At 42.2% G+C, this 14,329-nt stretch carries 11 protein-coding genes and 1 pseudogene; 6 read left to right on the plus strand and 6 right to left on the minus strand.

What is annotated here, in order from left to right; genetic code table 11:
• Nucleotides 1-43: 43 nt before the first annotated feature.
• From CDG77_RS05260 to murJ, 3 genes are all read right to left on the minus strand, one after another.
• Nucleotides 44-307, minus strand: a complete 264-nt coding sequence (locus tag CDG77_RS05260; protein WP_094328358.1) for a hypothetical protein — start codon at nt 305-307, stop codon at nt 44-46.
• A 222-nt stretch (nt 308-529) separates the two neighbouring features.
• Nucleotides 530-1,042, minus strand: a complete 513-nt coding sequence (locus tag CDG77_RS05265; RefSeq protein WP_094328359.1) for an outer membrane beta-barrel protein — start codon at nt 1,040-1,042, stop codon at nt 530-532.
• A 128-nt stretch (nt 1,043-1,170) separates the two neighbouring features.
• The gene (murJ, locus tag CDG77_RS05270; RefSeq protein WP_094328360.1) at nt 1,171-2,775 is read right to left on the minus strand and encodes a murein biosynthesis integral membrane protein MurJ; all 1,605 of its coding nucleotides are present in this window, start codon (nt 2,773-2,775) and stop codon (nt 1,171-1,173) included.
• Nucleotides 2,776-3,166: 391 nt separating this feature from the next.
• Here murJ and CDG77_RS05275 point away from each other — a divergent pair, with 391 nt between their 5' ends.
• A complete protein-coding gene (locus CDG77_RS05275) occupies nt 3,167-6,184 on the plus strand; it encodes a GAF domain-containing protein (RefSeq protein ID WP_094328361.1) in 3,018 nt (1,005 codons plus the stop codon).
• Nucleotides 6,185-6,253: 69 nt separating this feature from the next.
• Here CDG77_RS05275 and CDG77_RS05280 read toward each other — a convergent pair whose 3' ends face one another.
• Nucleotides 6,254-6,760 (minus strand): pentapeptide repeat-containing protein, encoded by a 507-nt coding sequence (locus CDG77_RS05280; protein WP_094328362.1) that lies wholly within the window; start codon nt 6,758-6,760, stop codon nt 6,254-6,256.
• Between the two features lie 78 nt (nt 6,761-6,838).
• The gene (locus CDG77_RS05285; protein WP_094328363.1) at nt 6,839-8,359 is read right to left on the minus strand and encodes an LCP family protein; all 1,521 of its coding nucleotides are present in this window, start codon (nt 8,357-8,359) and stop codon (nt 6,839-6,841) included.
• 115 nt (nt 8,360-8,474) lie between these two features.
• On the opposite strand from CDG77_RS05285, the gene CDG77_RS05290 reads away from it, so the two are divergent.
• From CDG77_RS05290 to CDG77_RS05310, 5 genes are all read left to right on the plus strand, one after another.
• Complete coding sequence (locus CDG77_RS05290; RefSeq protein WP_094328364.1) at nt 8,475-9,596, plus strand: mannose-1-phosphate guanylyltransferase; 1,122 nt, start codon at nt 8,475-8,477, stop codon at nt 9,594-9,596.
• A 78-nt stretch (nt 9,597-9,674) separates the two neighbouring features.
• On the plus strand, nt 9,675-9,971 hold the full coding sequence (gene yidD / locus CDG77_RS05295) for a membrane protein insertion efficiency factor YidD (RefSeq protein ID WP_094328365.1): 297 nt from the start codon (nt 9,675-9,677) through the stop codon (nt 9,969-9,971).
• A 30-nt stretch (nt 9,972-10,001) separates the two neighbouring features.
• On the plus strand, nt 10,002-11,648 hold the full coding sequence (locus CDG77_RS05300; RefSeq protein ID WP_094328366.1) for an ABC1 kinase family protein: 1,647 nt from the start codon (nt 10,002-10,004) through the stop codon (nt 11,646-11,648).
• Nucleotides 11,649-12,052: 404 nt separating this feature from the next.
• Nucleotides 12,053-13,033 carry an ABC transporter ATP-binding protein gene (locus CDG77_RS05305; protein ID WP_094328367.1) on the plus strand — a complete coding sequence of 327 codons (981 nt, stop codon included), beginning with the start codon at nt 12,053-12,055 and terminating at the stop codon, nt 13,031-13,033.
• Between the two features lie 46 nt (nt 13,034-13,079).
• Entirely contained in the window at nt 13,080-13,868 is a 789-nt protein-coding gene (locus tag CDG77_RS05310) for an ABC transporter permease (RefSeq protein ID WP_094328368.1), read from the plus strand.
• Between the two features lie 232 nt (nt 13,869-14,100).
• On the opposite strand, the pseudogene CDG77_RS05315 reads toward CDG77_RS05310, so the two are convergent.
• A pseudogene (locus CDG77_RS05315) lies at nt 14,101-14,328 on the minus strand (transposase); the annotation flags it as partial.
• Nucleotide 14,329: the final 1 nt, after the last annotated feature.

Below are 14,329 nucleotides of genomic sequence, written 5' to 3' on the forward strand. Positions count from 1 at the left end.
GATAGATGTGGTTTTTCAAAACATTTATATTTATTCTTTCCTGTCAATGAGTAAGTTTTATGGTTGATGCACCACCAGGTATTCTCAGGTTGGCATAGTCGCCACTTAGTTGAACGCATGATGGTGGCTGGTGTAAGACTGCACAGCATCTTTGAACTGCGGCTTGATATTCTCGCCATTGCTTACGGATTGCTATACTGGCGGCATCGTTACCTAAGTCTGAAAATCTTAGCCCAGCCCGAATTAGCCAAGATTCTACATCAGTTGTTTCACCCAGTATTTCTGGAATGGGATTAATTTTTTCCATGAGTAATATCTTTTATGCATATTTAAAATTGGTCATTTAACTTTAAGAGAAACTATTGATAATAGCCAAATATAATTAGTTATCATAATCATAAATAAAAATGATTAAAAAATGTGTCATATCTGAGTATGGATGCTCAAATATGACAGAATAAATTACTATTACGGCTGGTAAACATCATTGCTTTAGGTTACGAATAAGCTGTTTCCTAGCTCGTAATAACTAGAAACGATAGCCTAATCCGGCTTGGAAGCTAACGGCATCAGCATCACTATTTCTGTAGGCATCAATACCCCATTTAGTATCACCATAAGCAATGACATTGTTGCTAACTTCTGATTCAATACCAAGGGTGACTACAGGTGAATTCTGATTGCCCAGTGGGGTTTTTTGACCTTCGTCAGTTACAAAAGAATAACCACCACCGAAGTAAACGTTAGTATTTTTGGCGATCGCCGCATCGTAAGTCACGATCGGCATAATTGCAGCAGCATCACCACCATACAGCACAGAACCCCGTAGTGAAACAGGTGTCTTCGGAACGGCGTAACGTCCTTGGATATTGCCACCAATTTGTGATTCATCGTTTCCTTGTCCGCCACTGGTTGCACCAACTGCAACACCAGCACCAATGTAATTACCGTTTGTACCGGCTGTTTGAGCAGAAGCAATTCCTGCTGAGAGGACAATGGAAGCAACAGCAAGTGCAGAGGCAGCTAATTTTGTAAGTTTCATAGAATTCTTCTCACTAGAGTTAGGTAAAATCAATGTTCTCTAGTACTAGAATCTCTTTTTTTACAAAATGTAACCTCGCACATCTGGTTCACCCAAGTGGCTGAATTATTTCTCACCCACTTGGTTAGTTACTTCTTCAAAAAACGCTGACGTAGACGAGATATAAAAGTATTCACCTCTGGTATTTTCAGCCAGGAAGCGATCGCAGCAAACACAGCAATCCCTATAAAGCCAGATATACACAATTGCAACACCAAAATTAATAAACCCGTTTTACCCAGCAATTGTTGAGAACCAACCAATGTCCCATAGCTGGCTACCCCAGCTACCACGCTACCAGCAGCCAAACCCAAAATCGGCAAACCCCACTCACGCCAAGGTAAACCATTGAGTTTGCGATCGAGTAACCACAACAGCATCAACATTGAGCTACAGTTTACACCCACTGTTGCCAATACCAAACCGGGAGCGCCAAAAGGTTTAACGAAAAACCAATCTAATACAATGTTGAGCAAGATGTTAAAAACACTGATACGAAAAGGTGTCTGTCCATCGCCTAAAGCGTAGAACACCCGCACCAAAACATCACGTCCCAAATAGACGAACATCCCAATTCCGTAAGCGACTAGCAAGGATGAAACTAGCTGTGTGGCTTCCGGCTTGAAAGCACCGCGTTCATATACCACCTGCACAATAGGTACTGATAGCGCTACCATTAACGCCCCTAGCGGTAGCATGGTAAAGGCAGTGAGTAGCAATCCTTGGCGAATGCGTAATTTTAAATCTGGCCAATTTTCGGGGCCGGCAAGTCTGGCAAATATCGGTAACAGGGGCAGTAAAATGATATTAGAAATAATCCCCAAGGGAGTTTGGACTAATAGATTCGCATAGTTAAATCCTGCCGCAGCCCCAGGGATAGGACTAGCAAAATAAAGATCGGTGGCAACATTAATTGGCATCATTCCAGAGGAAACTGTCGCCGGAGTCATGATTTTAATGACTTCTTGAACGCCTGGAGATTTAAAATCAAACCGTAGGCGTAATGTGCCTAATCCTAAGCGCCACTGGACAATTAGCTGTACTAACCATTGGAGAATTGCTCCTGCCAAAGTTCCCCAAGCTAAGACCATCCCCCCGATTAAAGCGTATTCTGGTTTAATAATATCCTTACCTAGTTGCATCGCCAGGATACCAAGGCCGCCAACAACAGTAATACTGGATAATAAGGGACTAATGGAAAGTAACCAATATTGATTGGCTGCGTTGAGAGTACCGAAGCCGATGCCAATTAAACCGGCAAATAAAGCCATCGGTGCCATAATGCGGAGTTGTTGAATGGCGATCGCTCTGGTTGTCTCTTCCAAACCATGACCGACTAAATCGACGATCGCATCCGCAAATAAAATTTGAGCAACTGTCACCAGCAACAGCGCTCCAGCTACTAGCGTTGTCACGGTTTCCACTAGGGGAGCCGCTTCTTCTCGCCGCCGCTTGGCTAAAACGCTGACAACTGCACTGTGTAATGGCCCATTGACACCACCGAGTAATATCAATAGAAAGCCAGGGATAATATAGGCGTAGCTATAGGCGGTAGCAGCAGCACCAACACCAAAAGCCGCAGCGATCGCTTGCTGCCGCACTAAACCGAAGACTTTACTAATTAATGTGGCTGCGGCAACAATGCCAGCAATTCCAGCGAAAGAACGAGAGGGTTTTTGGTCTTGTTGTGTCACGAATAATACCCGACAACTCTTGCAGAGTGCATAGTTTAAAACATTTAACCTGAAATACCTTAGTCTGTCAGGTAAATTTTGGCAAATCAGTCATTAGTTTATAGTCTGATGCCTGCGGGGAGCAAAGCAAAATTACTGCGATCGCAATGTGAAGTTAATTAAATCGTCTCTTACGCTTACTACAAACCTTGAATTATTCATGTCTTCTTTTGTATACAAGTCAAAATTATTTTTAACCCATTAAAGAAAATAGATCGAGAAAGGGGAACTATAAGAATAACCATCTTCTGGGAAATAGTTGAACGCTGTCAAAATTTGCAGTTTGTCATATTTTCGACTCATGAAGTTTGGTATGAGGAACTCTTGTATAAAAACGACATAATCCAGCGCAATGGAACCAAATTCAAATTTCACAGAAGATCAACTTCTATTGTCAAGCGTTCAACTTCAAGAGCAACTAGAGCAACAAAAGGCTCTGGCGAGTGTAATTGTGCGAATTCGGGAGTCTCTTGATTTAGAAAGAATTTTTCAAACTACTGTTACACAAGTACGTCAGTTCCTAAATGCCGATCGTGTAGCAGTTTTCCAGTTTGACTTAGAGAAAGATTGGAAAGGAGAATTTGTTTATGAAGATATTGCGCCTGGTTGGAATTCGGCATTAGAAGTAAAGCTTTACGATCGCTGTTTTGGAGAAGAATTTGCTTCTAGTTATCAAGAAGGACAAGTACAAGCAGTAGGAGATATTTACAAGGCAGGACTGAGTGAGTGTTATGTGGAAATTTTAAGTAAATTTCAGGTACTAGCTAATCTTGTTGTCCCATTATCGCCCCAGAAGGAACTGTGGGGACTGCTTTGCATTCATCAGTGCAGTGAGACTCGTGACTGGAAAGAATCGGAAATAGAATTTGTTCGTCAAATTGCTGACCATCTTGCCGTTGCGATTCAACAAGCGAAGCATCTCAAGCAAGTCCAATTGCAAGCTGCAAAATTGGCTCAAGCAGTTCAGCGCGACCAAGTAATAGCTCGGATTGTCGATAAAATTCGCTCACCCCTTGATATTGAAACCATCTTTAAAACCACAACTCAAGAAATACGCAAGCTGCTGCAAGCTGACCGAGTTGCCATATTCAGCTTCAATCCAGATTGGAGTGGTAACTTTGTTGCTGAATCATTTGCTGAAGATTGGACTCCCCTAGTTGGTATTCAGCCGATGATTTTTGATACTTATTTACAACAGACCCAAGGCGGACGTTACGTTAATAATGAGACATTTACAGTTAATGACATTTATCAAGCCGGATTAACAGACTGTCATGTAACCCTGTTAGAGCAATTTCAGGCAAAAGCCTTTGCAACTGCCCCTATCCTCCAGGGAGATCAACTTTGGGGAGTCATTGCTGCCTACCAAAATGCCTCACCCAGAGAGTGGCAATCTTATGAAGTCGAATCACTAACCAAAATCGGCACACAAATTGGTGTGGCAGTGCGACACCATAAGTTACTGACATACGCTCAGTACCAAGCAGAGCAACAAAAGACATTAACTAGCGTGATTACTCGAATTCGGGAGTCCCTAGATTTAGATACAATCTTCCAAACAACTGTCACCGAGGCGCGGAAAATGCTGCAAGCCGATAGAGTGGCAGTCTTTCGTTTTGACCCTCAAAAAGATTGGGAAGGAGAGTTTATTTCTGAGGATTTTGTCCCTGAGTGTAGCTCGGTAATAGCAGAAAAAGTTTATGATTATTGCTTTGGGGAAAACTTTGCACCCCTCTACGCTCAAGGTCGAGTCAATGCGATCGCTGATATTTATCAAGCCAAGTTTGCAAGTTGCTATGTCCAAATCCTAGAAAAATTTCAGGTGCGGGCAAATATGGTCGCACCTCTATTAAAAAAAGGTGAACTTTGGGGATTATTGTGTATTCACCAATGCACCGCTCCTCGTTATTGGCAACCTTCTGAAATTGAATTTACCAGTCAAATAGCCGAGCAATTGGGAGTCGCATTAAAACAGGATTCTTATTTAAAGCAAGTTCAAATGCAGGTTATCCAGTTAGCAGAAGCCACCGAACGAGAAAAAGCAATGGAACGGCAAGAATTGCTAGCTGCAACCATTGATAAAATTCGCCAGTCACTCGATATTAAAACTATTTTTAGAACCACTACTCAAGCTGTGCGAGAATTGCTCGAAGTGGAGAGAGTTGCAATCTACCGCTTCCATGCAGATTGGAGCGGTAAATTTGTGGCAGATTCCTTTAAAGATGGTTGGAAACCTGTTGCACAAGCCCAACCAATGATTATAGAAACTTTTGAGGACACAGACGACGATAACGAACTTCCGCGTAACGAAACTTTTGTTCCGATTCGACAAGGTGAGAAATTATGGGGATTATTAGTTGCTTATCAAAATTCGCAACCACGTTATTGGAAAGAGGAAGAAATCAATTTAATGGCTCAAGTAGCTGTACAATTGGGAATTGCGATTCATCAAGCGGAATTACTCGACCAAACTAAACGTCAAACCTTGGAATTGACTCAAGCTCTGCAAGAATTAAAACAAACTCAGACTAGGTTAATTCAGGGTGAAAAAATGGCAGGTTTAGGACAATTACTTGCTGGAGTTGCTCATGAAATCAACAATCCTGTGAGTTTTATTTTTGGCAATCTAATACATTTAAATAAATATACTGAAGAACTACTAAATGTAGTGAAACTTTACCGTCAAAATTCCTCCCTGTTACCATCTGTCCAAGATCAAATTGACAAGGCTGATTTGGACTTTATCATCGAAGATTTACCCCAAACTCTTGAATCAATGAAAGTAGGAGCAGAGCGAATTTGTGATATTGTGCTATCACTGAGAAACTTCTCTCGTACAGATGAGGCTGGATTGAAGGCAGTAGATATTCATGAAGGATTGGATAGTACTTTGCTGATTTTAGGGCATCGGCTCAAAAATAATCATGAACGCCCAGCTATTGAGATTATTAAAGAATATGCTATTTTCCCTTTGCTCGAATGCTATCCCGCGCAATTAAATCAAGTGTTTATGAATCTTCTTAGTAATAGTATTGATGCATTAGAGGAAAAATTCAAAACTATACAGCAAAGGTATTTGAAGTTATCTCAGAGGTGTCCTATAATACCTCTGAGTATCTGGATTAGTACGCAAGCCACTAATAACCAGGTTGTAATTAAAATAGCTGATAATGGTCTAGGGATTCCAGAAGAAGTGCGATCGCACATGTTTGATCCCTTCTTCACTACCAAAGCACCAGGTAAAGGTACGGGCTTAGGATTGTCTATTAGTTATCAAATAGTAGTTGAAAAACATCATGGACAAATTAAATGTTCCTCTAAACCAGGAGAAGGAACAGAATTTTTAATTGAAATTCCTAGCAGTAATTAGAGGTGACTAGTTTTTGATAACTCTCAGTCAATTTTAATTAGGATAATTTTTGGGATGCGATCGTATTATTTACTTACAGCCCAAACTATCTCGCGTTGACACAGCCGTAACCGGATTTACCCCATCAGCCCTTTCACACATTAGCGACACTTGATAACGGTCAATCAAAGCGTCGGTAAAATCAGCGCCTGTAATTTCGGCATCGAAAAAACGGCTGCTCGTCAAAGTTGCTTCAGTAAAAATGACATTTTTCAGGTTAGCACCATCCATAGTGGCGCGATCGACTAAAGCGCCGCTTAAATTCGCGCCTTCCAAATTTGCTTTTAACAAAACTCCTTTAGTGAGAATTGCGTTGGTTAAATTCGCTCCTTGAAAATTCGTCCCCCGCATTTCTGCTGCTACAAAAGTCACACCTGCCAAATCAGCATTAGAAAAGTCACGATTTTCTAAATTTATATTGTTGTAGTTAATTGTGTTGAGTTGAGCAAAAGCAGGTTTAGGATTAAGTATTATCCAGCAAAATGCTAGTATCAAAATTACAATCAAACCCAAAAATCGCAGCAAAATCTTTTTCATAACTTCATTATTTTTCAGTAGTCCTTTGTCATTAGTCCTTTGTCATTCAATCGATGACTAATGACTAATGACCAATGACTATTTCCAATCTTTACCAATCCGAATTGTGAGGTCAGATTCTAAATCACCAATCGCTGACACCTCAATTTGCCCCAAGCCTAAGACTTTTTGCAAATCAACACCAACTCGCCGATTGCCTTTTTGGACAATAATCTGAGTTTGACGTTGGGTATCTGGCCAATCAGGCACTTTGTAAATATTAGTAAAGCCTTTCTGTTTGAGATAAGCAATAACTTTTTCAGTTAGCTGAGGTTGATTGGAGGCATTTTGAATAGCAATTTTGAGGTTAGGAACCTGACGCATATCTGGTTTCAGACCAGGTACATTTACCCCAACATAATCATTCAACAGGCTCTGTTGTCCAGTCATATTTAGCCAATAGCTATCAGGGTCTTTGCTAAAGCGGCTAAAGGTACCAGGCAGCACCGTCATTTGGAAATTATCGCGATCTAGGTTGAGGCCAAAGTTGACCAACGCCATCATTTCTTCCATCTTCAGGTTGGTATCAAAGTATTTTCGCATCAAGCGAGTTAATTGAGGCAACCTGGGTAAAATGGTAGGACTATTTAAGCGTTGCAGCAATGCTGCTGTTAGTGCTTGCTGACGCTGCACTCTCGGCAAATCTCCCAAACCTGGTTCGCGGAACCGGATAAACTGTTCTGCTTGTTCGCCGTTGAGGGTTTGCCAACCACTAACTAAATTAATCGACAGCCGACTGCTAGAGTCTTTATATGACATAGATTGGGGAACAAAGACCTCGACCCCGCCTAACTGATCGACTAACTGCCGTAAGCCGCTAGTAGAAATACGGATGTAGCGATCGATTGGAGCATTATTTAATGTCCGGCTAACTACCCGTGCTGCCAAGACAGGGCCGCCTTTGGCATTGGCATCAGATACCTTAGTTAAACCCTTTTCTCCCTTTTCGGGGATGGCAATCATCGTATCTTTGGGAATCGAAAGCACCCGTACAGATTTTTCACTAGGGTTAAGGCGTACCATAAGCATGGAGTCGCTTTTGCCAGCAAAGCTTTCTGGTGAACCATCTACAGTACCGTTAACTGGTTCAATTCCCATAATTAAGATATTCATGGGTCGTGAAAGCTGGTACTGAGAGAGTTTGCTCCACAACTCTCCTGGTAGCGGTATTTTTACCTCGTCTTTTGGAGTATTTCCTAAATCTTCATCTGTTCGATCGAGATTGCTCCACAAAGGAGTCCACAGCGCTAAAGTTGAGACTAGCAGCCCAGATAAGATGATGCCGATGACAATCGTCATGATCCACAACAGCCATCGAGGCATGGTTAAGCCCAGTCTCTCGTAAAGCTGATTAGGAATCGCGCCCACTGATTCGACGACGCTACGGTTCGGATTGGCTGGCTGGTTTAGTTCGACATCCTCCTCCTCTGAGTCGGCTATCGGTGCTGGCGTTACCTGATTTTCCGTGCGTTGAATTTGCTGCGATCGCACCTCAGTTTCAAATTCTATAACTTGCTGAGATGTAACCGGATTTTCCGACCATTCGACTTGTTTTATCACAATTATTTCCCCACTCAACCACTCCCTAAAAGTATGTTAGTCCAAGCTACAGATATTGCCAGTGGAAAGGCTCACTGTAAACTGATAATGTTCTTCGGTAGGCGTGTATGACAACATGAATACTTTATTGTTCCCCGTAATCCTAGCTGGTGGTAAAGGTGAACGTTTTTGGCCCCTGAGCCGCAAAGACCGACCTAAGCAATTTTTAAGTCTTGATGGTAGCTCTAGAAGTTTATTACAAGCAACCGCCGATCGATTGATAAAACTCGGTGGCGGTGAGTCCAGCGGGGTCTTGGGGGTTTCCCCCATGAGCGACTGGCGAACCCGAACGGGGTGGGATTCCCTGTGGGTGATCACTTCTAGTCAGATAGCTGAAGGGGTAAGACAACAATTACCCGATCTACCAGTTGAAAACTTACTAATTGAGTCGGAAGGCAGAGACACAGCCGCAGCCGTTGCTTGGACAAGTTTAGAAATCAAACAGCGCTATGGAGAAGACGCTGTTATTGGCTTTTTCCCTGCTGACCACTGGATTGCTGACGAAGAAGCGTTTGCACACACGTTAAGCGCGGCTACGCAACTGGCAGCAAGCACAGCAGCGATCGTGACACTGGGGATAAAACCTACTTTTCCATCAACCGGTTACGGCTACATTGAACAAGGTGAAAAGATAGGTAGCTTTAATGAGTTGCCAGCTTATCACGTCAACCGCTTTACTGAAAAGCCCAACCGCGAAACGGCAGAGACTTTTTTATCTACGGGACGTTTTAGCTGGAATAGTGGAATGTTCGTTTTTCGGGCAGGGGTTGTTCTCAAGGAACTACATACCCATGCTCCAGAAATTATCGAACCTTTAGAACAACAGGGTGCTGATATTTATCCCCAGTTGCCTAAGAAGAGTATAGACTATGCCCTAATGGAAAAGACAACTCTAGCATACGTTTTGCCAGTTGATTTTGGTTGGGATGATTTGGGAGATTGGAATGCGATCGAGCGTTTACTCAAAACAGAAGAGAATCCCAATGTAGAACTTGCTACCCACATAGGGCTAGATACGCAGGGGGCGATTATTTATGCCTCCAATCCAGAGGATGTAGTTGTTACTATTGGTTTAGAGGACGTGGTGATTGTGCGCGATCGCAATGTCACCCTCGTTGTCAATAAAGAACGTACCCAGGAAATTAAGCAGATCCTTAAAATTATCCAAAGCGATCCCCGATTTACCGACCTGCTATAAAAGTTAAAACCCTTGGCAGAGGCGAAAAAGTCTATTTTCCTATTATAACTTGACTGTCTGTTATTTTTTCTGACAGTTATGGACATTATTAGCTTTGAGCCTCTCGCCAAGACAATGGCAATCGAGTCTATTACCGCTTATCAAAAATATATTTCTCCGTCCAAAGGATTTAGTTGCTCCCATCGTTTATTACACGGTGGGGATTCTTGCTCTAATTACATTAAACGAATGTTGAGCGAACAGAAACTCTACGAAGCCTTACAATCATCCATAAAAAGATTCCAAGATTGTGGCGCAGCTAGCAGAACTTTAACCAGTAGCAAAGCTAGAGCCAACTTCGGTTGTATTGTCATCCCCTGCTGCTTACCTCTTTAACTCCCTGCGTCTTTGCAGTTATTTATAAAAATGTTCCTCACCCAAACTGTTCCCCGTCAACGAGAAATTCTGGAAGTATTCCTTCGCAATGGCTGGGACTATATGCGAAGGTTGCTCACTGGTGGCAAAGCTGATGAACCTCAGCTACCGACACCTGCGGTTTTAAAAAATATCCTGGTAGACTTGGGGCCAGTTTACGTTAAACTTGGTCAGCTACTCTCTACTCGTCCAGATTTACTCAGCGCCTCCTACATTGAGGAACTATCAACCTTACAAGACGAAGTACCGCCAGTCCCTTGGTCAGAGATAGAAATAATCCTCCGTAAAGAATTAAAACGTCCACTAGCAGAAACTTTCCGCGTAGTTAACCCGATACCCGTAGCGGCGGGATCAATTGCCCAGACTCATCGCGCTACATTAGCAGATGGTCGAGAAGTCGCTTTGAAAGTGCAACGTCCGGGAATCGATCTGACTATTGCTCAAGATATTGCTTTAATTCAAGGGATTGCTGATTTAGTGGCGCGGACTGAATTTGGGCAAACTTATGAAATCAAATCTATCGCTGAAGAATTCACCAAAGCCTTAGAAGCCGAGTTGGATTTTACACGGGAAGCTGGTTTTACAGACCAACTGCGGCGCAACTTATCTAAAAGTCGCTGGTTCGATCCTACGCAAATAGTGGTTGCGGAGATTAACTGGGAATTGACCACAGAAAAATTACTGGTGATGGAATGGCTGGATGGAGTGCCGTTCCTGGCGGCGGATTTGGATAATGACCCTAACGTTAAAGATCCTGCCGAAAAGCGTAAAGAAATAACTACTTTATTATTTCGGGTATTTTTTCAGCAACTATATATTGATGGCTTTTTTCACGCCGATCCTCACCCAGGAAACTTGTTTTATCTCAAAGATAGTCGTGTCGCCCTCTTAGACTGTGGCATGGTGGGAAGACTCGATCCCCGCACACAGCAAATATTAACAGAGATGTTGTTAGCGATCGTTGATTTAGATGCTCAAAGGTGCGCTCAGTTAACTTTGCAGCTATCAGATTCGGCTCAACCAGTAATTTTATCACGGTTAGAAAATGATTACGATCGCATGTTGCGAAAATATCATAATGTCAGCCTGACGCAAATCAACTTCAGTCAGATAATCTATGAAGTTTTACAAGTTGCCCGCAACAATAAAATTAGATTACCTAGCAACATGGGTTTATATGCCAAAACCCTAGCGAATTTAGAAGGGGTAGCGCGGACATTCAACCCAGAGCTTAATTTTTTCGATGAAGTTAAACCATTAATTACAGACTTGTTTCGGCGGCAATTACTGGGCGATAATCCAGTGCGATCGCTATTACGAACAGCCTTAGATATAAAAAGTCTCTCTCTCCAGTCTCCTCGCCAAATAGAACTGCTATTAGACCGAGTTACCTCAGAAACCTTACAGTGGAATCTATCGCTGCGGGGTTTAGATGGCGTGCGGCGCACGATGGACGATGCGGCTAACCGACTCTCTTTTAGTATACTAGTAGGTTCGCTGATTATGGGTGCAGCAATTATTTCCACCAGAGCGCAGACAAGCCAGCTATCTTTTTTAAGCACCATCCTCTTTGCCGTTGCTAGTTTATTGGGTTTGTGGTTAATTATCAGTACACTGCGATCGGGACGTTTACGGTAAAGTCTATCTGTTGTGCGTCATGCTCACCACAGGAAATCATGATATGTCACTGGCGAAAATCCCTGCTTTTCTACTTAATACCATTTCTTTATGAGGCTGCGCCAAATTTTCTTGGCTTCTTCTTTCTTTCTTTGTGTCCTTTGCGTCCTTTGCGGTTCGTTCCTCATATAGTTGGCGCATCTTCTACAGAATTGGTATTAGAACCATAGTTGAAGAATCCAGAAGTCACAATCAAGACGAACTCAAACTCGCCATCCATTTTTTCCGTCAGAATTTAATTCATTCTGTTAGCGGGGCATTTAGCCCATTCTTACTAGTGACTCCTGAATTCTGCTTGATAAATAGCGTTAAACACCGATGATTTACGTGTGTCTCTATACATCTGTGGTTCTAATATAAAAAATATGTCAATCATCGTTGTTGAAAATCTGAGTAAATCTTATCCAGTGGCAGTTAAAAGTCCGGGTATTAAAGGTGCAATCACCCACCTTTTCCACCGTACCTACCGCTCAATTAAAGCAGTTGAGAATATTTCCTTTGAAATTGCCCCTGGTGAAGTAGTGGGGTTTTTGGGGCCAAATGGTGCTGGTAAAACCACCACACTAAAAATGCTTACGGGACTGATTCATCCTTCAAGCGGTAAAGTCACAGTAGCTGGACAAATCCCATTTCATCGTAAAGAAGCATTTTTACAAAAAATTACCTTGGTGATGGGGCAAAAGCAGCAGCTGATTTGGGATTTACCAGCACTGGATTCTTTGAAAATTAATGCTGCTGTATACAACATCTCTGATAAAGAGTTTCAACGGCGGGTAGGAGAATTAACAGAGATGCTTTCCCTAGAAGGCAAACTTACCCAACCAGTACGGAAGCTATCTTTGGGTGAGCGGATGAAGGCAGAATTGCTAGCAGCACTTTTGCACCGTCCCCACGTATTATTCCTAGATGAACCGACTCTGGGACTAGATGTAAATGCTCAGGTAGCGGTACGCGATTTTTTGCGCGACTACAATCAGCGTTATCAGGCTACAGTGCTGTTGACGAGTCATTATATGGCTGATATCACAGCTTTGTGTCAACGCGTGCTGTTGATTCACCAAGGAAGCCTGATGTATGACGGTAGTTTAGATGGACTACTAGAACGTTTTGCCCCATACCGGGAAGTTCATATCGAGTTAGCCCAACCTCTACCGATAGAAAAACTTATGACTTATGGGGATGTGCAACTCTTAGAAGGGCGATCGGTGCATTTTATGGTATCTAGAGAGGCGCTCACCCGCACGGTATCGAAGATTTTGACGGATTTAGAGGTAATTGATTTAACTGTCACCGAACCGCCTGTAGAAGAAGTAATTGGACGAGTTTTTCAGGCAGGTGTTGTGTAGCGATCGCTGCCAGAAATATAGTTGCCAAGAGGAGAATGCACCATAAATGAAAAAATTTATTAGAAAAGCTCTAACTTTGCTGTCAGTATACTACGCCTATATGGTTGAGTATCGAGCAGAACTAATCTTATGGGTTTTGGCTGGGTCTTTGCCGATTATCCTCATGGGTATCTGGATACAGGCAGCACAAGGTGGGCAGTTTGGGCTATCATCTGTGGATTTTGCCCGCTATTTTATAGCGGTTTTTGTAGTTAGACAATTAACAACTGTTTGGGTAATTTGGGATTTTGAAAAAGAGGTTGTGGAAGGTAAGCTTTCCCCCAAGTTACTACAACCACTCGACCCAGTATGGCATCATGTTGCAGGACATGTTTCTGAAAGATTTGCTCGGCTAATGTTTACTTTTTTATTAGTGGCATTATTTTTTATTCTTTATCCCCAAGCTTTTTGGATACCAAACTTGAGTAGATTTTTGCTGTTTACATTGGCGGTGGTGCTAGCTTTTACTTTGCGGTTTACGATTCAGTACACCTTTGCTATGTTCGCCTTTTGGACAGAACGGGCTACTGCTTTAGAAAATTTTTGGTTGTTATTTTATCTATTTTTATCTGGTTTGATAGCACCTTTAGAAGTTTTTCCAGAACCTGTGCAAAAAATAGTGATGTTTACGCCTTTTCCCTATTTGATTAATTTTCCTGCAAGTCTTTTGGTAGGGCTACCCGTAGATATAGGGCGGGGATTTTGGTCAATATTCGGTTGGTTATTAGTGTTTTTGGGTGCGAATCGCTTGTTGTGGCGTGCGGGTTTGAAGCGGTATTCTGGCATGGGAGCATGAACAATTTATAATTTATAATTCAAAATTAGGATCTGTACCATCCCAGAGTTTGGCTATTTTGGGGTAATTTAAAACTTTCTTGATAAAAGAAAGTTTTCTCGAATACTGACATATTCCATCTCACGATTTACCAAACTCAAGGAAGTTCCATTACTTCAAATTATTTGCTGTAATTCATCTAGAGTATTGACACTCTTAATTCCCTGCTGAATTGCCTTTAATCTATCTAAATGGGCATTTCAGGTTTGTAGCGTAGTTGTAACTCGTTGAGTAGGATAAATTCGCCATATTGGGGACTACTGGCGCGGACTAATACATCACTTTCACGGCTAATCCACTGAAATTCGGAGTTGAGAATTTCTCCAGATACAATATTAGGAATTTTCGTTACCCATTTTACCCAATTTTCGGGTGCGAGGCTGATTAATCGTTTGGTGCTAATATCTGCTGCTTTAGCCATA

The organism is Nostoc sp. 'Peltigera membranacea cyanobiont' 213, assembly GCF_002245975.1.
GTDB lineage: Bacteria > Cyanobacteriota > Cyanobacteriia > Cyanobacteriales > Nostocaceae > Nostoc.